General features: G+C 67.5%; 24 protein-coding genes and 1 pseudogene. 13 read left to right on the forward strand and 12 right to left on the reverse strand.

Going from position 1 to position 19,359, the window contains the following annotated elements; translation table 11 throughout:
- Position 1 precedes the first annotated feature (1 nt).
- The 8 genes from OUA97_RS11480 to OUA97_RS11515 are packed head-to-tail and all read left to right on the forward strand — an operon-like array spanning position 2 to position 4,749.
- Positions 2–472: a chemotaxis protein CheW gene (locus tag OUA97_RS11480; RefSeq protein WP_267232103.1), complete on the forward strand. Its 471-nt coding sequence runs from the start codon at positions 2–4 to the stop codon at positions 470–472.
- Positions 469–1,350 carry a CheR family methyltransferase gene (locus tag OUA97_RS11485; RefSeq protein WP_267232028.1) on the forward strand — a complete coding sequence of 294 codons (882 nt, stop codon included), beginning with the start codon at positions 469–471 and terminating at the stop codon, positions 1,348–1,350. Before OUA97_RS11480 ends, OUA97_RS11485 begins: the two co-directional genes overlap by 4 nt.
- The gene (locus OUA97_RS11490; protein WP_267232029.1) at positions 1,347–2,384 is read left to right on the forward strand and encodes a protein-glutamate methylesterase/protein-glutamine glutaminase; all 1,038 of its coding nucleotides are present in this window, start codon (positions 1,347–1,349) and stop codon (positions 2,382–2,384) included. The genes OUA97_RS11485 and OUA97_RS11490 overlap by 4 nt, the downstream gene beginning before the upstream one ends.
- The gene (locus OUA97_RS11495; RefSeq protein ID WP_267232030.1) at positions 2,384–2,773 is read left to right on the forward strand and encodes a response regulator; all 390 of its coding nucleotides are present in this window, start codon (positions 2,384–2,386) and stop codon (positions 2,771–2,773) included. The genes OUA97_RS11490 and OUA97_RS11495 overlap by 1 nt, the downstream gene beginning before the upstream one ends.
- A complete protein-coding gene (locus OUA97_RS11500; RefSeq protein ID WP_267232031.1) occupies positions 2,770–3,330 on the forward strand; it encodes a chemotaxis protein CheD in 561 nt (186 codons plus the stop codon). The genes OUA97_RS11495 and OUA97_RS11500 overlap by 4 nt, the downstream gene beginning before the upstream one ends.
- Entirely contained in the window at positions 3,330–3,695 is a 366-nt protein-coding gene (locus tag OUA97_RS11505) for a hypothetical protein (protein ID WP_267232032.1), read from the forward strand. The genes OUA97_RS11500 and OUA97_RS11505 overlap by 1 nt, the downstream gene beginning before the upstream one ends.
- Positions 3,696–3,706: 11 nt before the next feature.
- Positions 3,707–4,303 (forward strand): response regulator, encoded by a 597-nt coding sequence (locus OUA97_RS11510; protein WP_267232033.1) that lies wholly within the window; start codon positions 3,707–3,709, stop codon positions 4,301–4,303.
- Positions 4,300–4,749 carry a hypothetical protein gene (locus OUA97_RS11515; protein WP_267232034.1) on the forward strand — a complete coding sequence of 150 codons (450 nt, stop codon included), beginning with the start codon at positions 4,300–4,302 and terminating at the stop codon, positions 4,747–4,749. The genes OUA97_RS11510 and OUA97_RS11515 overlap by 4 nt, the downstream gene beginning before the upstream one ends.
- 107 nt (positions 4,750–4,856) lie before the next feature.
- Here OUA97_RS11515 and OUA97_RS11520 read toward each other — a convergent pair whose 3' ends face one another.
- The 3 genes from OUA97_RS11520 to OUA97_RS11530 form a co-directional block, all read right to left on the reverse strand.
- Positions 4,857–5,330 carry a hypothetical protein gene (locus OUA97_RS11520; protein WP_267232035.1) on the reverse strand — a complete coding sequence of 158 codons (474 nt, stop codon included), beginning with the start codon at positions 5,328–5,330 and terminating at the stop codon, positions 4,857–4,859.
- A complete protein-coding gene (locus tag OUA97_RS11525; RefSeq protein ID WP_267232036.1) occupies positions 5,327–5,929 on the reverse strand; it encodes a response regulator in 603 nt (200 codons plus the stop codon). Before OUA97_RS11525 ends, OUA97_RS11520 begins: the two co-directional genes overlap by 4 nt.
- Before the next feature lie 87 nt (positions 5,930–6,016).
- A complete protein-coding gene (locus OUA97_RS11530) occupies positions 6,017–7,528 on the reverse strand; it encodes a CehA/McbA family metallohydrolase (RefSeq protein ID WP_267232037.1) in 1,512 nt (503 codons plus the stop codon).
- Positions 7,529–7,676: 148 nt separating this feature from the next.
- Here OUA97_RS11530 and OUA97_RS11535 point away from each other — a divergent pair, with 148 nt between their 5' ends.
- Positions 7,677–8,804 carry a zinc-binding dehydrogenase gene (locus tag OUA97_RS11535; RefSeq protein ID WP_267232038.1) on the forward strand — a complete coding sequence of 376 codons (1,128 nt, stop codon included), beginning with the start codon at positions 7,677–7,679 and terminating at the stop codon, positions 8,802–8,804.
- Positions 8,805–8,876: 72 nt separating this feature from the next.
- Here OUA97_RS11535 and OUA97_RS11540 read toward each other — a convergent pair whose 3' ends face one another.
- On the reverse strand, positions 8,877–10,016 hold the full coding sequence (locus OUA97_RS11540) for a thiolase C-terminal domain-containing protein (RefSeq protein WP_267232039.1): 1,140 nt from the start codon (positions 10,014–10,016) through the stop codon (positions 8,877–8,879).
- A gap of 13 nt (positions 10,017–10,029) precedes the next feature.
- Positions 10,030–10,422 (reverse strand): Zn-ribbon domain-containing OB-fold protein, encoded by a 393-nt coding sequence (locus OUA97_RS11545; RefSeq protein ID WP_267232040.1) that lies wholly within the window; start codon positions 10,420–10,422, stop codon positions 10,030–10,032.
- A 128-nt stretch (positions 10,423–10,550) separates the two neighbouring features.
- Here OUA97_RS11545 and OUA97_RS11550 point away from each other — a divergent pair, with 128 nt between their 5' ends.
- Positions 10,551–11,003 (forward strand): DUF1810 domain-containing protein, encoded by a 453-nt coding sequence (locus OUA97_RS11550; RefSeq protein ID WP_267232041.1) that lies wholly within the window; start codon positions 10,551–10,553, stop codon positions 11,001–11,003.
- Positions 11,004–11,043: 40 nt separating this feature from the next.
- Here the strand turns inward: OUA97_RS11550 and OUA97_RS11555 are convergent, their stop codons facing one another.
- From OUA97_RS11555 to OUA97_RS11565, 3 genes are read right to left on the reverse strand one after another with little or no spacing between them, the layout of a single operon-like run.
- Entirely contained in the window at positions 11,044–11,463 is a 420-nt protein-coding gene (locus OUA97_RS11555; protein WP_267232042.1) for a hypothetical protein, read from the reverse strand.
- Positions 11,460–12,479: a phosphotransferase family protein gene (locus tag OUA97_RS11560; protein ID WP_267232043.1), complete on the reverse strand. Its 1,020-nt coding sequence runs from the start codon at positions 12,477–12,479 to the stop codon at positions 11,460–11,462. The genes OUA97_RS11555 and OUA97_RS11560 overlap by 4 nt, the downstream gene beginning before the upstream one ends.
- An 8-nt stretch (positions 12,480–12,487) precedes the next feature.
- Positions 12,488–13,762, reverse strand: a complete 1,275-nt coding sequence (locus tag OUA97_RS11565; protein ID WP_267232044.1) for a cytochrome P450 — start codon at positions 13,760–13,762, stop codon at positions 12,488–12,490.
- Positions 13,763–13,945: 183 nt separating this feature from the next.
- On the opposite strand from OUA97_RS11565, the gene OUA97_RS11570 reads away from it, so the two are divergent.
- The 3 genes from OUA97_RS11570 to OUA97_RS11580 all read left to right on the forward strand — a co-directional run bounded on the left by OUA97_RS11570 (position 13,946) and on the right by OUA97_RS11580 (position 17,724).
- Complete coding sequence (locus OUA97_RS11570) at positions 13,946–15,028, forward strand: hypothetical protein (protein WP_267232045.1); 1,083 nt, start codon at positions 13,946–13,948, stop codon at positions 15,026–15,028.
- A gap of 307 nt (positions 15,029–15,335) precedes the next feature.
- A complete protein-coding gene (locus tag OUA97_RS11575; RefSeq protein ID WP_267232046.1) occupies positions 15,336–16,253 on the forward strand; it encodes an AAA family ATPase in 918 nt (305 codons plus the stop codon).
- A gap of 118 nt (positions 16,254–16,371) precedes the next feature.
- A complete protein-coding gene (locus OUA97_RS11580; RefSeq protein WP_267232047.1) occupies positions 16,372–17,724 on the forward strand; it encodes a VWA domain-containing protein in 1,353 nt (450 codons plus the stop codon).
- On the opposite strand, the gene OUA97_RS11585 is transcribed toward OUA97_RS11580, so the two are convergent.
- The 4 genes and pseudogenes from OUA97_RS11585 to OUA97_RS23440 all read right to left on the reverse strand — a co-directional run.
- Complete coding sequence (locus tag OUA97_RS11585; RefSeq protein ID WP_267232048.1) at positions 17,721–18,149, reverse strand: hypothetical protein; 429 nt, start codon at positions 18,147–18,149, stop codon at positions 17,721–17,723. The genes OUA97_RS11580 and OUA97_RS11585 overlap by 4 nt on opposite strands.
- Before the next feature lie 46 nt (positions 18,150–18,195).
- Positions 18,196–18,552, reverse strand: a complete 357-nt coding sequence (locus OUA97_RS11590) for a hypothetical protein (RefSeq protein WP_267232049.1) — start codon at positions 18,550–18,552, stop codon at positions 18,196–18,198.
- Between the two features lie 190 nt (positions 18,553–18,742).
- On the reverse strand, positions 18,743–19,012 hold the full coding sequence (locus tag OUA97_RS11595; RefSeq protein ID WP_267232050.1) for a hypothetical protein: 270 nt from the start codon (positions 19,010–19,012) through the stop codon (positions 18,743–18,745).
- A gap of 109 nt (positions 19,013–19,121) precedes the next feature.
- Positions 19,122–19,289 (reverse strand): annotated as a pseudogene (locus tag OUA97_RS23440) (response regulator transcription factor); the annotation flags it as partial.
- Between the last annotated feature and the right edge of the window lie 70 nt (positions 19,290–19,359).

Here is a 19,359-nt window from a genome sequence, read left to right on the forward strand (position 1 = left end):
CATGACCGACCCGATGACCCATTCCGCCGCCGGCGCGCGGCGCGAACTGATCGCCTTCCGCATCGCCGAGCAGGAATTCTGCGTCGACATCATGCAGGTGCGTGAGATTCGCGGCTGGACTCCGGCCACGCCCCTGCCCCGCACTCCGTCCTACATGAAGGGCGTCATCAACCTGCGCGGCGCTGTGCTGCCGATCGTCGACCTGGGCGCGCGCCTGGGCCTCACCACCAGCGAGCCCAGCGCCCGCCACGTGATCATGGTGGTCAATGTCGGCGGACGCACGCTCGGCCTGCTGGTCGAGGCGGTCAGCGACATTATCAATGTCAGCGACGACATGGTGCAGCCGACCCCGGACGTGGCCTGCGACCAGGTGAAGACCTTCGTGAAGGGCCTGTTCGCCATCGACGGACGCATGGTCAGCCTGATCTCGCTCGATCGCGTCCTGCCCGAGACCGAGGCGGAAGCCGCATGACGACCCCGGTCGATACGCGCGCCAGGGGCGGCGCCGCGGCCGGACTGGTCGAAGGCGAGTTCCTGTTCACCGAAGACGATTTCAAGAAAATCGCCAACATCCTGCACAGCCACGCCGGGATCGCCCTGGCCGAGGGCAAGGCCGCGCTGGTCTATTCGCGCCTGGCCAAGCGGCTGCGCACGCTGGGCCTGCGCTCGTTCCGCGAATACTGCAGCCTGGTCGAAGGCCAGCAGGGCGTCGACGAGCGCCAGGCGATGATGGCGGCCCTGACCACCAACGTGACCCGCTACTTCCGCGAGCCGCACCACTTCGACCACCTCCGCGAGGTGGTGATGCCAAAGCTGGCCGAAACTGCGCGCCGCGGCGGCCGGGTGCGGCTGTGGTCGGCGGCCTGCTCCAACGGCCAGGAGCCCTACTCCATGGCCATCACCGTGCTCACCGCGCTGCCCGAAGCAGCTAGCCTGGACGTCAAGATCCTGGCCACCGACATCGACCCGAACATGATCGCTGAAGGCAAGGCCGGCGTGTACCGCGAGGACGCCGTCGCCCCGGTGCCGATCGACCTGCGCCGCAAGTGGTTCAAGAAGTTCGGCTCGGGCTGGGAAGTCGCCGACGAGCTGCGCGAGCTGGTGGCCTTCCGCGAGTTGAACCTGATCGGCGACTGGCCGATGAAGGGCAAGTTCGACGTGATCTTCTGCCGCAACGTGGTGATCTATTTCGACGAGCCCACCCAGGAGCGGATCTGGAGCCGCTTCGCGCCCGCGCTCGTTCCCGGCGGCACGCTGTACATCGGCCATTCGGAACGCGTGTCCGGCCCCGCGACCAGCCTGTTCGAGACCACCGGATTGACCACCTACGCCCTGCGAGGCGCCCGATGAGCGTCGGAGTCCTCGTCGTCGACGACAGCGCCACCATGCGCGGCCTGATCGCCGCCGCCCTCAAACGCGACCCGGAAATCGAGGTCCTTGGTTTCGCCAACGACCCGCTGGAAGCCCGCGAGCAGATCAAGAAGCTCAATCCCGACGTCGTCACCCTCGACATCGAGATGCCGAAGATGAACGGCCTGGAGTTCCTGGAAAAGATCATGCGCCTGCGGCCGACGCCGGTGGTGATGGTCTCGACCCTGACCCAGGCCGGCGCGGACGTGACCCTGGAGGCCCTGGAGCTCGGCGCCGTCGATTGCGTCGGCAAGCCGGTCGGCGGGGTCACCGCGCAGGAAGCCTTCAACGACCTCACCGCCAAGGTGAAGGCCGCCGCCCGGGCGCGGGTGAAGCCGTACAACGGCCCGACCACGCCGGTGGAGCGCGACGGCGACTACCGCGCGTCGGACGCGATCCTGGCGATCGGATCGTCCACGGGCGGGGTCGAGGCGCTGATGACCATCCTGGCGACCTTCCCGGAGACCTGCCCGCCGACGGTGATCACCCAGCACATGCCGGCGACCTTCACCAAGAGCTTCGCCGCACGCCTGGACCGCATCTCGGGCGCGCATGTGACCGAGGCCCGCGACGGCGACCGCCTGCAGCCGGGCCACGTCTACATCGCCCCCGGCGGCGACCAGCACATGGAAGTGCTGTCGGCCTCGCATCCGGTGATCCGCCTGCGCGCGGGCGAGCCGGTCAACGGCCACCGGCCCTCGGTCGATGTGCTGTTCGACTCGGTCGCCAAGCTCAACCGCCACGCAGTCGGCGTGATCCTGACCGGCATGGGCCGTGACGGGGCCGCCGGTCTGCTGGCCATGCGCAAGGCCGGAGCCCGGACGCTCGGCCAGGACGAGTCCTCCTGCGTCGTCTACGGCATGCCGCGGGTCGCCTTCGAAATCGGCGCCGTCGAGAAGCAAGTGGGCCTCTCGCGGATGGGTCCGTCCATCTTGAACCTCTGCTCCGCTGCAGACATCCATAGGAGCGCCTGATGCCTACCGCTGTCAGCATCAAGACCCTGATCGTCGACGACCAGCAGACGATGCGCTCGCTCATCCGCACCAGCCTGCACGCCCTGGGCATCACCCAGACGCGCGAGGCGCCCGACGGCGAGGAAGCGCTGCGCCAGCTGATCGCCGCGCCGGCCAACCTGGTGATCACCGACTTCAACATGCCCAAACTCGACGGGCTGGGCCTGCTGCGCGCGATACGCGCCCACGGCCCGACCTCAAAGACCGCGGTGATCATGCTCACCGGCCGCGCCGACCGCGAACTCGTGCAGCGCGCGGTGCAGTTCGGCGTGAACAACTACCTGGTGAAGCCCTTCACCACCCAGACGCTCAAAGAAAAAATCGAAGCGGTGTTCGGTCCCCTGACATGATCGTCGAGAACGTCTCTGGACGGCCGGGAAAACGGATCCATGTGGTGCAGGGAGAGCACCACATTTCCAGCGACCCCGATGTCATGCTGACCACGATCCTCGGATCGTGCGTGGCGGTGTGCATGCGCGATCCAAAGACCGGCGTCGGCGGCATGAACCACTTCCTGCTGCCGAGCGGCAAGGCCGAGGGACTGGACGAAGGCCGCCGCTACGGCGCCTACGCCATGGAACTGCTGATCAACGAGCTGCTGCGCTCGGGCGCGCGCCGCGACCGGCTGGAAGCCAAGCTGTTCGGCGGGGCCCGGATGTTCGGCGGGTTGTCGGACGTCGGCGCCTCGAACGCCGCCTTCGCCGAGAAATTCCTGCGCGACGAAGGCATTCCCGTCGTCGGGTCCAGCCTGGGCGGCCTGGCCGCCCGGCGGGTGCAGTACTGGCCGACCACCGGCCGGGCGCAACAACGAACCGTCACTGATAACGCGGAGCTAACCCGTCTGCGCGAACCTGTGGTCCGTGCCCCCGCGCCGGTCGAGGACGAAGGGTCCGTGGAGCTGTTCTGATGAGCCAATCCGCCATCGTCCGCACCCCCGAGGTGCTGGCCTCGATCGCCCAGGAGCTGGAGCACGCTGGAGAGCTGTGCGACCGCCTGGAGACCCTGGTCACCCAATTGGTGCGCGCCAGCCGCGGCGAACCGCTGGCCATCGCCCTGCACGAGGCCCAGACCCTCGACGTGCTGACCCAGCATCTGGCCGCGTTGGCCAACTTCACCCGCAAGCTGTCGGCCCAGGCCGAGAGCGACGCCTATGACCTCACCGACGCCGTGGCCGGCGTCACCCTCGGCGACCTCGCCAACCGGCTGGCGCGGGTGACCCGCGAGGGACCGGTGCGGGCGGCGGCCGACGCCGGGGACCTCGACCTCTTCTAGGCGGCGCGCCGATGGCCCTCGATCCCAAGATCCGGATCAATCTCGACCGATCGGTGGTCCTGCTGGTCGAACAGAACTCGCAGGCTATGGACGCGCTGACCGCAATGTTCCGCGGGTTCGGCGTACGCAAGCAGTTCAAGGCGGCCAGCGGCGCCGAGGCGATGCACATCATCAAGACTCAGGAACTCGACCTGATCGTCGTCGATGCGCACATGCCGGACATGGACGGCTACGATCTGGTGCGCTGGCTGCGCCGCGAAGGGCCCGACAACGCGCGCTTCACTCCGGTGATCATGCTGACCGGCCACGCTGCGCGCAGCATGGTCGAGAAGAGCCGCGACTCCGGCGCCAACTTCGTGGTCTCGCGGCCGTTCACTCCCGAAATCCTGCTGCAGCGGGTGTTCTGGGTGGCCAAGGACGAACGGCAGATGGTCGTCGCCGAGGGCTATGTCGGTCCTGACCGCCGGTTCAAGAACATGGGCCCGCCGCTGGGCATCAAGGGCCGACGCAAGGACGATCTCTCCACGCACGTCGGGGCCGCGACCGATCCGAACATGGATCAGTCCGACATCGACATGCTGCTGAAACCGATGAAGGCGCAACTGTGAGCGAAGCTGAATTCGTCAAGGTCAAGTACCGCTTGACCGAACAGGTCGCCCGCCCGGGCGGCATGACCGCCGGGATCGCCAGCGAGCGCGCCCAACGCGAGCTGGCCGCTCATGCGGGCGATGCGATGAAATCGCTCGGCAACATGATCGGCCGCCTTGAGGTGATGACCCGCGAGCAGACCGCCGCGCTGGACGCCGTCTACGAGGAAGCCTCCGCGATCCTCGACATCGCCGGGCTGTTCGACAAGCGCGTGCTCTGCGACGCCTGCTACAGCCTCTGCGAACTGGTCGATCGCCAGCGTACGCACGGGCGTCAGGACTGGACCTCGATCAGCGTTCACGTCAGCGCGTTGCGGCTGCTCTGGACCAAGGACGGCCAGGATCCTGCCTCGCTGAAATCGGTCGTCGACGGCCTCTGGTCGATCACCGACCGGCTGGCGCCCTAAAGCAAAGTCGGTGCGGACTTCGCTCAAGACTCTTTGAGCTCAGGGGCGTTTTCCTCACCGAACCAGCGGCCTTCGGCGAATGACGCCCTGGGGCGCCGTCCCGTTTTCTATTCCGGCCTCGCGTAACGCTGGCTGACCTTGCGCAGGCCGGCCAGGATCGCCTGGGTGCCGGCGGCGTCGGCCGCGCCCTCGGTCTGCAGCAACAGGCGGCAGGCGCGCAGGTGCACCGCCACGGCGTTGGCGTCCCAGCGCTGCTGGCCCTTCAGATAGTCCAGCAGGTCCGACAGGCTGATCAGCGCGGTGTCGATGGCCGCCAGCCCGCAGACGCTCGGCACACCGATCGGTTTGGCGACGATGTCGTAGAGCTCGCCGGTCAGGGCGGCGTCATAGTCAGCGCCGGCCCGCAATGCGCAGGCCTCGGCCTGGTCGAGCATGGTCGTCAGTTCGCCGAGACAGTCGTTCTTGAGACCGGCGAGCCCCGCGCCGGCCCTCTGGACGGCCTCTGCGACCGGCAGGCCGCCCGGCGTGCGCAGCAGCTTCGCCAGCTTGACCGGCGGGGTATGGATCCGAACCGAGCTCATAGTTCCACCCGTCTTGTCTTCATCAGGCTGTCGATGACCTCCTGATCCATGTTGGGGCTTTGGGCTTCGCCGATGTCGCCTTGCAGGTCATCGCGACGGCGGCCGGTCATCCCGGCGGGGACGCCGTCATTCTTGAAACGGCGGTCGGGGCCGACATAGGTGTCGCACTCCACGAACCTGCGGCCCTCGCGCGCGATCCAGATGATGCGTTCGAGCACGGCGATCGGGGTCAGCGGCTTGGCCATGATGAAATGCGCGCCGCAGTCCCTGGCCTTCTGCACCGCGTGGCTCGGCGTGTGACCTGAGGTCAGCAGCACCGGCGCATAGCAGTTCGGCTCGATCTTGCTGGTCCGCAGCCAGCTGACGAAGTCGTAGCCCTCGCCCCCCGCGCCCATGGAGTCGCAGACGATCAGGTCGACCTCGACCTTGGCGATCGTCTCCTTGGCTTCTTCGACCTTTTCGCAGCGATGCAGCGTCTTGACCCCGAAGCCGGTAAGAATCTGCACGAGGATGCTCATGCCCATGGGGGACTCATCGAGCACCAGCACCGAAGCGCGCTCGAGATTGAAGCGGGCGCGGGATTCCGGACTAAGACCCATGCACTTTCCGGCGGTGAAGCAATCGCCTCAACCTATGGCGGTCAGGGTTAATAAGTGTTTCCGACCGCCCTGCTGCGGCGAGACGCCTCAGGGACGCAGGTAGATCGGATTTCCGAGCAGGACGAGCCTTCCGCCGGCGTCGCGCACGTCGACGCGCAGCCAGCGCGACCGGCCGTCGGCGGTGAGATCGAAGGCCAGTGTCTGGTCCGAGCCCGAGAGGTTCGGGTCTGCCAGGGCCGCCAGCCCGGCGCCGTCGCCAGCCAGGACGATGCGTCCGCCCGGAACGCCCACGACCCGCACGGAGAGGGAGATCTTGGCCCCGGCCGGCGCGGCGATCTGGTCGCCCATCTGGGCCTCGGCGGCGCCCGCTCGCGCGGTGACTTCGAGCAGCCGCCCGCGGGTTCCGGCCACGTCGAGGAACACATGGCCCCGGCGGATGGCCCGCAGGATCGCGACCTGGCTGAGTTCGGGCGCGCGCACCACCGTGGTCGGCACGCCGATGGCCGGCGCCCGGGCAGGGTCGAGGCTGGCGTCATGGTTGTCGGAACCGCCGATGGCGGTGATCTGTAGGCCCTCGTTGAGGCGCGCCTCCCAGAAAGCGAGCCCCGAGAGCGGCCCCTCAGCCGCGCCGCCGTTGATCACTTCGACCGCCTGCACGCGCGAATAGTCCGTAGACGGAGCGATCCAGCCGCAGCCCATGCAGAGCTCGCCCGACGGCAGGCCCGGATGGTTGATCGACAGGAGACCGCCGGCCTTTTCCGACTGCGCCTGGATGTCGGCGAAGCGGGGCGCGCGCGGGCCGCCCAGCTGGAAATCGACGAAGGCGGTCGGACCGAACAGGTTGGCGTGCCCGTGGAAGGTCGTGATCTCGCGCCCCGGGATGATCAGCAGGTCGTCGTAGTAAGGCGCCAGTTCGCGCAACGCCTCGAAGTGCGAGGTGGTGTTGTGATCGGTCACCGCCACGAAATCGAGACCGCGGGCGGCCGCCGCATCCAGGGTCTTGAACACAGGACAGGGAACCTTCGCGCCCTTGCGCGACAGGCAAGCGCCGTCGCTGTGGCCGGTGTGCATGTGCAGGTCGCCGCGCCACCAGCGATCGTCGCCGCCGGCCGCCGGCTTGTCCGAGAAACCGGTGAAGGCCGCGCCGACCGGCTCGAACCAGATCTTGGCCACATAGTCGGCGCGGGCGGTCTTGCGGATGTTGGGCGCGCCGAGGATCAGCTTCCAGGTTCCGGGCTTCAGCGGCCCGGCGAGGTAGGACGGCGTGGCGTCGGCCTCGGCAACGGTGAAGCGGCTCTTGTTGCCGCCGCTCCAGCCGCGGAAACGCTCCGGATCGCGTAGCCCCAGATCGATGACCGACTTCTGCTCCTTGCCGGTGTAGCTGAACTCAACGTTCAGCCGCCCGGTCCCGGCCGGCACCCTGAACGGCAGCTCGGTGTAGGTCTCGTGCGCGGCCCCGGTGAGGGTTCCGGTCAGGGTCAGGTCCGGCGCGCGCGCGGTCTGCGCCCGCGCCGCCGCCGCGTCGAAGAAGACGGCGAGCAGCACGAGGGCGATCAGCACCGCCCCCGCCCGCAGGCCCTGCTGCTGTGTCCACGTCATCAGAACCCGTATAGCACGGCGGCCCGGAACGCGCGGCTGGGCGCGCACCGATCAAGCCCGCATCAAAGTGCGACCGGTCGTGCGATTTATGATTGCCGCGACGACAACCCCTCCATATTTACGTCGTAAGCAAAATTGGGAGACGGGTATGGAAACGAGCCTGCAACTGCGTTCGCTGGTGAAGTCGAGCGGCGAACTGGAATTGTCCCTGGCGCAGGTCCCCGTGCCGCAACCGGCCGCCGACGAGGTGCTGGTCCGCATTGAGGCCGCGCCGATCAACCCCTCGGACCTTGGCCTGCTGCTCGGCCCGGCCGACATCGCCAACGCCACGGTCAGCGGTTCGGGCGCCGACGCCGTCGTCACCGCCCCCGTGCCGCAGCGTTTCATGGGCGCGCTGAAGGCACGGCTGGACGCCTCGATGCCGGTCGGCAACGAGGGCGCCGGCGTGGTCGTCGCGGCGGGCGACTCGCCCCAGGCCAAGGCGCTGCTCGGCAAGACCGTCGCCATCCTCGGCGGCGCGACCTACGCCCAGCACCGCATCGCCAAGGCCAGCGACGTGCTCGAACTGCCGGCCGGCGCCACGGCGGCCGACGGCGCCTCGTGCTTCGTCAACCCGCTGACCGCGCTCAGCATGACCGAGGTCATGCGCCGCGAGGGCCACACCGCTCTGGTGCACACGGCGGCGGCATCGAACCTCGGCCAGATGCTCAACAAGATCTGCATCGCCGACGGGATCAGCCTGGTGAACATCGTGCGCAGCGCCGAGCAGGCCAAGATCCTCAAGGACATCGGCGCCAAGTATGTGATCGACTCCACCGCGCCCGACTTCATCGCCGCCCTGACCGACGCGATCGAGGAAACCGGCGCCACCCTGGCCTTCGACGCCATCGGCGGCGGCAAGCTGGCCTCGCAGATCCTGTCGGCCATGGAGGTCGCAGCCAACCGCAAGGCCACCGAATACAGCCGCTACGGCTCGTCGACCTACAAGCAAGTCTACATCTACGGCGGCCTGGACACCGGCCCGACCGAACTGGCCCGCAACTTCGGCCTGTCGTGGGGCGTCAACGGCTGGCTGCTGACCCCGTTCCTGATGAAGCTGGGCGCTGACGCCGCCAAGCTGCGCGCCCGGGTGGCGGCCGAACTGAAGACCACCTTCGCCAGCCACTACACGGCCGAAATCTCGCTGGCCGAGGTGCTGCAGCCGGAGGTCATCGCCGCCTACGCCCGCAAGGCCACCGGCGAGAAGTACCTGATCAACCCGAACAAGGGCGTCTGACGCAAAAAAATGCTGCACCCACGCCTTGCAGCATGGGTGCAGCATGAACTGCGGTAAGCCGCTGTTTCTAGATCACTTCTCGTTGGTGAAGATCACCGTTCCGGAGGCGGCGAACATGCCGCCGACGCCGTGGGCGACGCTGATCTTGGCGCCTTCCACCTGGGCCGCCGCCGTGCCGCGCATCTGACGCACGCTCTCCTGCAGGGCGTACATGCCGTACATCCCCGAGTGCATGTAGGAGAGCCCGCCGCCGTTGGTGTTCAGCGGCAGCTTGCCGCCGATGGCGGTGTTGCGCTCGTTGATGAAGTCCTTGGCCTCGCCCGGCTTCACGAAGCCGAGGTCCTCCAGGCCGTAGAGCGGCAGGTGGGCGAAGGCGTCGTAGATCATCAGGTGATCGACGTCGGAGTGCTTGATGCCGGCGTCGTCGAAGGCCTTCTTGCCCGAGATCTTGAAGGCCGTGGACGAGGTGAAGTCGTACATCTGCGAGACCATGGGGGTCTCGACGCTCTCGCCCGTGCCGAGGATGTAGACCGGCTTTTGCGGGAAGTCCTTGGCGCGGTCGGCGCTGGTCAGGATCAAAGCCCCGCCGCCGTCGGTGACCAGGCAGCACATCAGCATCCGGAACGGCCAGGCGATCATCGGCGAGTTCAGCACGTCGTCGACGCTGATCGGGTCCTTGAAGCTGGCGCGCGGGTTCTTGGCCGCCCACTCGCGCTGGATCACCGCGACGTTGGCCAGATCCTGCTCGGTCACGCCGTAGGTCTTCATGTAGCGAAGCACCGGAACGGTGAACATGGTCGGCGGCGAAGTGACGCCGAACGGCATCTCGAACTGGCCCATCAGGCTGGAGGGCGAACGCGCCCAGCCGCCGGCGCCGACTCGGCTGCGGCCCGATTCGCCGTGGGTGATCAGGATGGTCTTGGCGTGGCCGGCGGCGATCGCCGCCGCAGCATGGCGCACGTGCAGCATGAACGAGCAGCCGCCGACCGACGTGCCGTCGGCATAGGTCGGCTTGATGCCGAGATAGTGGGCCAGTTCGACCGGGCTGATGCCGGCGGTGGCGACGCCGTCGATGTCGGCCGGCGTCAGGCCCGCATCGGCCATGGCGTTCAGCGCCGCATCGGCGTGCAGGCCGATCACGGACACGTCCGGAATCTTGCCCATCTTCGTGGTTTCCGCGGCCCCGACGACCGCGACGGAATTCTTCTGCATTGTCTTTGCGCCCTTACGACTTGGCCGGCTGGAAGAAGGGCAGCGAGATGGTGTCGCTGAACTTTTCGAAAACGACCTCGAGCGGCATGTCGAGGACCAGGGCTTCAGGCGTCTGCGGGCAGCCGACGATGTTGGTCATCATGGTCGGGCCCTCTTCGAGCTTCACCACCGCGATGGCGTAGGGCTCGGTCCCCATGTCGGGGCGGGGGCGGTGATTGATCACATAGGACCACAGGATCGCCTTGCCGCTGGCCTTGAAGACCTCGACGTCGCGCGAGCCGGTCTTCGGGCAGAAGGGGCGCGGCGGGAAATAGGCTTCGCCGGTGGCCTTGTTGCGTTGCAGGAGCAGTTCGCCCCGGGCCGCCCCGTCCCAGAAATGCTGGGTCTCGGGCGTGGGTTCAGGCAAGATTCTCGCCATCTAAAATTCGTCCCCAATCAAAATTCGACATTTGGAAATTGGCCCGCCTGACGACGGGCGCGGCAGCAAAGCCCGATACGGCGCCGTTGTCGATCCTGACGCTAAGGGAAACTTCGATGTCCGATCCCTTCGACCTCGCCCGTTTTCTCGACGCCCAGGCCGGCGTGATCGCCGCCGCCCGGGCCGAACTGGCCGCCGGGCGCAAGCAGTCCCACTGGATGTGGTTCGTATTCCCGCAGATCGCCGGCCTGGGATCCAGCGCCATGGCCCAGCGCTACGCCATCGGCTCGCCAGCCGAGGCCTCCGCCTACCTTGAGCACCCGGTGCTGGGCTCTCGGCTGCGCGACCTGACCGAACTGGCGTGCGAGGCGCCCGGGTCGGCGCGCGAGGTGTTCGGCCAGCCCGACGACCTGAAGTTTCGATCCTGCATGACGCTGTTCAACGCGCTCGCCCCGGAGGAACAGCCGTTCCGCACGGCGCTCGCCCGGTTCTTCGGCGGCGAGCGCGATGCGCGGACGCTGGATATCCTGGAGCGGCTCGACGGAAGTCGGCCAGACCAGGCGCGCTGAGGGCGAGCCGGTCTTCGGTCTGCGACCGAAACCGTTGCCGCTAAACCGGCGACGAGGCCAGCTTGCGGCGCTCGGTCGAGGCGACCAGTTCGGACCAGACCGCAGCCTCCAGCTCGCGCGCGCCCTTGGCCTCGGCCGCGGCATGCAACTGGATCAGGGCCGCGCGCAGGGCGTCGTTGTCGGCCTTGAGCGCGGAGAGGCGCAGGTCCTCGTCCGCGCCGGACGCCAGGGCGGCGAAGTCGAGCCCCGCCTCCCCGGCCCTGGCCAGCAGCGGCCGGATGGCGCGGTTCTCGGTCACCAGCCGGGCGGCCGAGCCGTCCCAGACCTCGGCGGCGACGCCCAGCAGCGCGGCCGAGAGGCCGAGCGAGCTGGCCCGGTCGGCGGGGTGGACGTCGGGCATGGCGTTGCGCATGCACAGTCCGGCGAGCTCTGCCAGGACGGCGGGAACGGTCGGGTTCATAGGCGTCCCATCACTTGCAGGGTGGCGCGGTCCTGGGCGTTCTGCAGCAACCAGGGCGGATAGACCATGATCGGCTCGCGGTTGCCGCCGTCGATCCAGACGCGGGCCGACGAGATCCAGATCGCCTGACCCTTCACGCAGTTGAACAACTCCCACCAGTGCAGGGCGGCGGGATCGGCCGTCAGGCCGCTGGCGCGTTCCCAGATGGCGACGGCCTCCTCGCGGGGCAGCAGGCCGCCGGCCTTGCCCTGGCCAAACGACCAGACCGGATTGAAGCTCCAGCCGAGGTCCTCCAGCGGATCGCCCAGGTGGCACATTTCCCAATCGAGGATGCCGTGGATGCCGCCAGCCTCGTCATAGAGGAAATTGCCGGTCCGATAGTCGCCGTGCACCACCGACAGCTTCTGGGCCGGCGGCGGCGGATTGGCCCGCAGCCAGCGGATCGCCGCCCGGGTGATCGGCAGCGGCTCGGGCTCGTCGCGATCGAGCAGGCCTTCCCAATAGCTGAGCTCACGGTCCCAGCAGGCGTCCTGCGCCACGGGCGCCATCACCTGCGTGAGGCCCAGCGCCGCCGGATCGGCCTTGGCGATCTCGCCGAGGATCGTCCACTTACGCTGGCCAAGCTGGCCGAGGGTCGCTGCATAGGGCGGTCCGAACAGCGCCGCAGGTCCGGCCTGGAACCCGGCGATCTCCTCGGCGATGAAGAACGGGTGGTCGAGGGCGGCGTCCTCTTCCTCCAGCCACAGCATCTCGGGCACCGGCACGGCGCTGCCGTGGAAGGCGCGGTAGGCCTCGAACTCGATGCGACGCTCGGTCTCGATCAGAGAGGCCGGTGGATCGCGCCGCAGGATCAGCTTGCGCTCGCGCGCTGCGCCGTCCTCGTTCCACAGCAACCGAAAACGATAGGTCTCGCGCGAGGCGCCGCCCGAGATACGCGACAGGTCTTCGACCGTCACGTCGCGCGCGCCGGGCATGCGGGCGGCGATGTAGGCGGCCAGACGGGGTTCTAACGCCATACTCAAACTCAATGCATCGAGAAGCGGACAGGCAGGGTCTTGGGCCCGCTGACGAAGGTCGCCTGGCTCAGCTTGGGCTCGTCGGCCAGCTCCAGGCTCTGGATGCGCGGTAGCAGCTCCTCCCAGAGGATGCGCATCTCCATCTTGGCCAGGTGCTGACCCAGGCACAGGTGCGCGCCGTAGCCAAAGGCCAGGTGCTTGTTGGGCTTGCGGTCGATCTTGAACGCCGCGGGGTCGTCGAAGACCTCCTCGTCGCGGTTGCCCGAAGCGTAGCAGAGCATCATCCAGTCGTCCTTGGCGAGCTGGCGTCCCGCGAACTCGGTCGCTTCGGTGGCCGACCGCATGAAGGTCTTCACCGGGGTGATCCAGCGAATGCTCTCGTCCACCAGACTCGGGATCAGGGTCGGATCGGCCTTCACCTTAGCGAACTCGCCCGGATTGGCGGCCAGGCCCCACAGCGCCCCGGCGGTCGAGGACGAGGTGGTGTCATGCCCGGCGGTGGCGACGATCATGTAGTAGCTCATCGCCTCCAGCTCTGAGATCGGCTGGCCATCGATCTGCGAGTTGGCGATCACCGAGGCGACGTCATCCTTGGGGTTGGCCCGGCGGTCGGCCGACATCTTGGCGAAATAGGCATAGAAATCCGCCACCACGCCCTCGGTCAGCATCTTGGAGATGTCCGGCGCACTGTCGCGGGCGAGCTCAGGATCGGTCGCGCCGAACAACTCCTGCGTCAGGGTCAGCATCCGCGGCTCGTCCTCTTCCGGGACGCCGAGGATCTCCATGATCACGTGCAGCGGGTAGCCCAGGGCGACGTCGCGAACGAAGTCGCACTCGCCGCCGGTCGCCGCCATCCGGTCCACCGCCTTGCGCGCGATGCCGCGGATACGATCTTCCAGGCCCTTGATGTTGGTCGGCATGAACCAGGACTGGGTCAGGGCGCGATATTTCGGGTGATCGGGGGCGTCCATCTGCACCAGGCTGCGGACCAGGTGCGGGCTGCCGCCCATCATGGCGCGCACGGCGGTGTCGGCGGCCTTGTTGGTGATGACGGTCGCCTTGTCGCCGCTGTGAAACAGCGCGTTCTGGCGGCTGATCTCCAGGATGTCGGCGTGTTTGGTCGCCACCCAGAACGGGTCGAAACCTTCGATTTCGGCTAGCCCGAAGGGGTTGTTAGCGCGGAGCCAAGCATAGGTCTCGTAGATGCGCCCGTCTGCATAGGCTTTGGGATCGACCAGATTGGCCGCGTATTCGTCGGGTATGCGCGCGATGCTTGTGCTCATCTCTCCTGAGCGCTCGTTGCCGGTTCACGCCACGTAACCTTACGTGGCGTCAGCAAAAAGCGTCCTCCCTTGTTTTGTTTTCTTTGTTCACTTGATAATGCCGCACACGGCGACGTCGCAATACCGTCAATCGACAAAGACAAGATCGCCGACAGTTCCAAGCCGTCTGGGAGGACGCCCCGCATGCTGACCAAGGCCGACGATTTTCCGATCCACCAGACGCCCGAGCCGATCGCCTACGCCGGCACGGACCGGAATTTCTATGATCGCTATTTCTTCAACGGCTATCAGCCCGATGGGACCGAGTTCTTCGCCATCGCCTTCGGCGTCTATCCGCAGCTCAACATCGCCGACGCCCACTTCTCGGTGATCCGCGACGGGGTCGAGCACTGCCTGCATGCCTCCAAGGTGATGAACATGGAGCGGCTTGACCTCGCCTGCGGGCCGATCTCGATCGAGGTGATCGAGCCGCTGCAGAAGCTGAAGGTCACGGTGGCGCCGTCGAACGGCTTCGCCGCCGAGATCGTCTTCGAGGGCCGCAGCTTCCCGATCGAGGAGCCGCGGTTCATGCGCCGGATCGGGCCGCGCGCCTTCATGGACTACACCCGCCTGACCCAGAACGTGCGCTGCACCGGCTGGATCGAGGTCGACGGCGTGCGCAAGCAGCTGGCGGCGGGAACGGTCGGCACCCGCGACCGCTCCTGGGGCATCCGCCCGGTCGGCGCGCCCGACCCGCAGCCGCCGGTCCCGATGACCGTCGGCGGCTTCTTCTGGCAGTGGACGCCGCTGAATTTCGCTGATCGCAGCATCTTCTTCCACGTCAACGCCGACCCGGACGGCCGCCCCTGGAACACCCGCGCGGTGATCGCCGCGGACGGCGCGGGGCCCGAGGCCTTCTACGAAAGCGAAGGCGCGAGCATGGACGAGGTGTCGCTGATTGCCGGCACCCGCCACGCCAAGACCGGAACGCTGAACGTGCCGCTGGCCCAGGGCTCGGCCGCCATCCGCTTCGAGCCGTTCCTGACCTTCCTGATGCGCGGTATCGGCTACGGCGCGCCGACCTGGCGCCACGGGGGCTACAAGGGCGACCTGGTGGTAGAGCGCGAGGACATCGACCTGAACGCCGTCGACATGGCCGCACCTGAGAACGTCCACATCCAGGCGCTCAGCCACGTCACCCTGACCCTGCCGGGCGAGGCGCCGGTCAAGGGCATGGGCGTGTTCGAGCAACTGATCGCCGGGCCGTATCGGCCGTACGGGGTGTAGCCCTTCCGTTCGTCATCCCCGGCTGCAGCGAAGCGAAATGCCGGGGCCCCATAAACTGCGCGCTCACGGGGTTATTCCGAACGCGGTGCGTCTGGGTGGCGGGGACAAGCCCAGCCAGACGATCGCGAGCCGATGACACACCCGGGCGACACCCCAACGCCCGTTTGAACCAGCGCTTGCGTGCAGGCCCCGGCCCCTGCACACTCGCGGTCATTGAAGATAGCCAGGCGCCATTTCGCGCGACTTTTGAAAGTTTGAGACTTTGAGCGCTACCTCTCCCGCGGCGATTAAGGCCGCGAAGCCGGACGTGCTGTCGTCCGTGGACGCCCTGATCGAAGGTCTGGCCAGCGTCGGCTACATCGCCTCGCGCCGCATCGCCACGGCCCTCTACATGGCCATCCACCTGCAAAAGCCGATCCTGGTCGAAGGCTCGGCCGGCGTGGGCAAGACCGAACTGGCGCTGTCGACCGCCAAGCTGCTCGGCCAGCCCCTGATCCGCATGCAGTGCTACGAGGGCCTGGACGAGTCCAAGGCGCTGTACGAGTGGAAGTACGGCAAGCAGCTGCTCTACACCCAGATCCTGAAGGACCGGATGGGCGCGGCCCTCTCCGACGCCCAGGACATGGACGCGGCCATGGAGCGGCTGCACGGCATCGGCGACCTGTTCTTCTCCGAGCCCTTCCTGGAACCCCGCCCGCTGATGAAGGCGCTGAAGGAAGACGACGGCTGCGTGCTGCTGATCGACGAAATCGACAAGTCGGACGAGGCGTTCGAGGCCTTCCTGCTGGAGGTGCTGTCAGCCTATCAGGTCTCCATCCCGGAGCTGGGCGTCATCGAGGCCAAGACCCCGCCGCTGGTGTTCCTGACTTCGAACAACATCCGCGACCTGGGCGACGCGCTTAAGCGCCGCTGCCTGCACCTGCACATCCCGCTGCCCGACGCCGACCTGGAGCGCAAGATCGTCGCCAGCCGCGTGCCGGGCATCGAACAGGCCCTGACCACGAACCTGGTTGGCTTCGTCCAGTCGCTGCGCACGCTCGACCTGCGCAAGTCGCCCTCGATCTCCGAGACGGTCGACTGGGCCCGCGCGCTGATCCTGCTGGGCGCAGACAGCCTGAGCCCGGAGATCGTCCGCGACACGCTGAACGTGCTGCTGAAGTTCGAGCCCGACATCGCTGCGGTGGAGCCGCAGATCTCCGAACTGCTGCGCCGTCCGGCGGCGTAGAGCATGACAGCTTCAAGTGGAAGCCGGTTGAAGCGGCCGTCATGCTCTAAGTTTTTGAAGATAGACCCTTTTTGTCCGGTTCAGGTGATTTCACCTGAACCGGAAAGGGTCTAGCCCCATGCAGGGTGCGCTGGAGGACTTCTTCCGGGCCCTGCGGGCCGCGGACGTGAAGGTCTCGCCTGCCGAGGCCATCGACGCCCACCGCACGGTGGAGAAGGTTGGCTTCGCCGATCGCGAGCTGTTCAAGGACGCGCTGTGCGCGACCCTGGCCAAGAGCTCGGACGAGGTGATCCGGTTCGACGAGACGTTCGAGACCTTTTTCCGCCGCGACGAGATGGCCTTCGAGCCGCCGCCGCAGGGCGACGGCGATCCGATGGAAGGCCTGCCGGAAGGCGCTGAGGAATCGGAGCTCGCCCGCATGCTGCTGGAGGGCGACGCCTCGGGCCTGGCCCAGGCGATGGAAGAGGCCGCCCAGCGCGCGCAAGTCTCGCAGATCCGCCTGACCACCCAGCGTTCGCGCCTGACCCGGCGACTGCTCGAAGAGATGGGGCTGGCCGAGATCGAGGGCATCATCGCCAACGCCCGAAAGCTGGAAGGCGGCGGCGACGCCGCCGACCGGCTGGAGGCCGGCAAGCGCCGGCTGGCCCAGGAAGCCCAGCGCTATGTCGAGCGCCAGCACGAACTCTACGCCTCAGGCTCGGGCAAGATGCTCCGTGAGGAGATGCTGGCCCGCAAGGCGCTGAACGCCGAGGGCGGCATCGATCCGGTCGACCAGGCGATGATGCAGGCCCTGGTCAAGAAGATGGCCAAGCGGCTGGCCGACCGCTATTCGCGCCGCCGCAACCGCGCCCGCAAAGGCCACATGGACATCCGCCGCACGCTGCGGAAATCAATGCCCTATGGCGGCATGCCGTTCGAGATCGTCTGGAAGACCGAGAAGATCGACAAGCCGTCGATCGTCTGCATCTGCGACGTGTCGAAGTCGGTGGCGGCCGCCGCGCAGTTCCTGCTGACCTTCCTCTACTCGCTAAATGAAGTGGTCGACCGGATGGAAGCCTATGCGTTCTCCGGCCGGCTGATCAGCGTCAACGACATCCTCGACGACGAGCACGTCGACGGCGCGATCTTCCAGGTGCTGCGCAAGATCGGCTTCCAGCAGACCGACTACGGCAAGTCGCTGGAGGATTTCTGCGAGAACCACCTCGATCACGTCGACCGGCACACCACCGTCATCTTCCTGGGCGACGGGCGGTCGAATTATGCCGATCCGCGGCTGGACCTGATGGCCACGATCCACAATCGCGCCCGCTCGGTCATCTGGCTGAACCCCGAGCCGGAGAGCTACTGGACCCAGGGCGACAGCGTCATGCACCGCTACGAGCGCTTCTGCCACGTGGCGAAGACCTGCAACACCCTGGGCCAGCTCGAACGGATCATCGAGGATGTGCTGCGCACCTACGTCCCTCACTAGGTCCCGGCGGCGCGGGCGCGGCGGGCGCTGGCCTCGAACGCGCCCCAGGCCAGCGAGGCCAGGAAGCCGAAATAGAGGATGTAGAGGCTGGCGACGTAGCCGCGCGCCAGCAGGGTGACGTCGGCCAGCTTGGCTGCATGGCACATCAGGGTCAGCGCCTCGGCCGCCCAGGCCCCGATCAGCCACTGGCGGTCGTAAAACCAGATCAGCAGCGTCACGACGCCGAGCACCGTCGCATCCACCGCCGCCACGCCCCAGAGCGGTTGCGGCAGGCCGCCAAGTTGCTGGGCCAGCGGGCTGAGGAAGAAGGCGGCGAGACTGACGAGTGCGGCGATCCGCTCGGGAACGCCGCCCTTCCAGAGCGCCAGCAGCGTGACCGTCGCCGTCGCGACGGCGCCGGTCAGCTGCACAGGCGCGTCGAACATCGCAAGCCAGCTCATCCCCGGAAGGGAAAGCGGTGCGGGCATCGCGTCAAGCCGCGCTGCGGACCGCGCGCAGGATCGGCCCCTCGGCTTCCGAGGCGCCGGTCGGCGGCTTCTCGACGCCGGTGCCATGCAGGGTGGCCGGCTTGACGCCGAGTTGGGGCGAAGCCTTCTCGAACGCGGCATGGGCCGACATCGTGTGGCCGCGCGCCTCGCCCAGGGCGTCGATGGTCCGGGTCAGGGCGGCGACGGCCTCGTGGCCGAGGACCGCCGAGTAGTTGTGCTCGCGGCGCAGGGCGCTGGTCTGGGCGATCAGCAAGGCGGCTTTCTCGAGGGCCGCATCCAGGGCGGCCTCGGTCTCGAAGAGCGAGGTGGCGATGGCCTGGGCCAGTTCACGACGTTGCATGAGGTGTCCTTCCTCCGCGCAAGGGCGCGGGACGTGGTGTGTTTCTGCGAAGAGGAGCGGCGTCGGCGGAGGGCCGGTCAGCCGCGGGCAAACCAGACGTCGAGCGTCTGCATGAGGTGGCCGAGCTGGATGGCGATGGCCAGACCGCCGATCAGCAGGGCCCCTGCGACTAGGGTGAACAACATGGCGCTCAGGAGTCGTCGCCAGGGGGTCCGGGTGGTCCCTGGGCCAGCCACCTCCACGACTGGGGGGGCTGCGCCTCGGCGGGCAACAAGACGAGCGCGACGCAGATAATCTCGCGCAGCAGATCGAGCTTCGTGAGATACGGGCTCATCTCGCGCGTCACCTGCAACAGGTGATGCACCGTCTCCCTCTGCTGACCTGTGCTGGCCAGGCTGTCGAAGATCGCTTCCAGGTCGCCCCAGGTAGTCTGTGGCAGTCGTCTCGCCGTGTGGGGCATGTGCGCCTCCTTTCGCCAAGGAGGTCACCATCTCGTCGACGCTCTCGGCCAGGGGGAGCGGCGCCCCTACGTAGTCATCACGTACATCGCCGGCGAGCAGACGTGCGGCGTCGCGCCGGTTGGCCACCCCCAGCTTCTTCATCGCCCGTTCGATATGCTTGTCGACCGTACGCGCCTCGAGCCCGAGCTCGCGCGCGATCTCCTTCGACTGGAGGTGGCGGGCCACCCCCATCAGGCACTGCCGCTCGCGTGGCGTGAGCGTGGCCAGCCTATCCATTACGCGTCCCCCGACCCTCGTCGGACGCGGCGCCTTCGAGGCGACCGCGCACAGCGAGGCCTAGCGGGCG

The sequence above is a fragment of the Phenylobacterium sp. 58.2.17 genome (genome assembly GCF_026411515.1).
Lineage (GTDB): Bacteria > Pseudomonadota > Alphaproteobacteria > Caulobacterales > Caulobacteraceae > Phenylobacterium.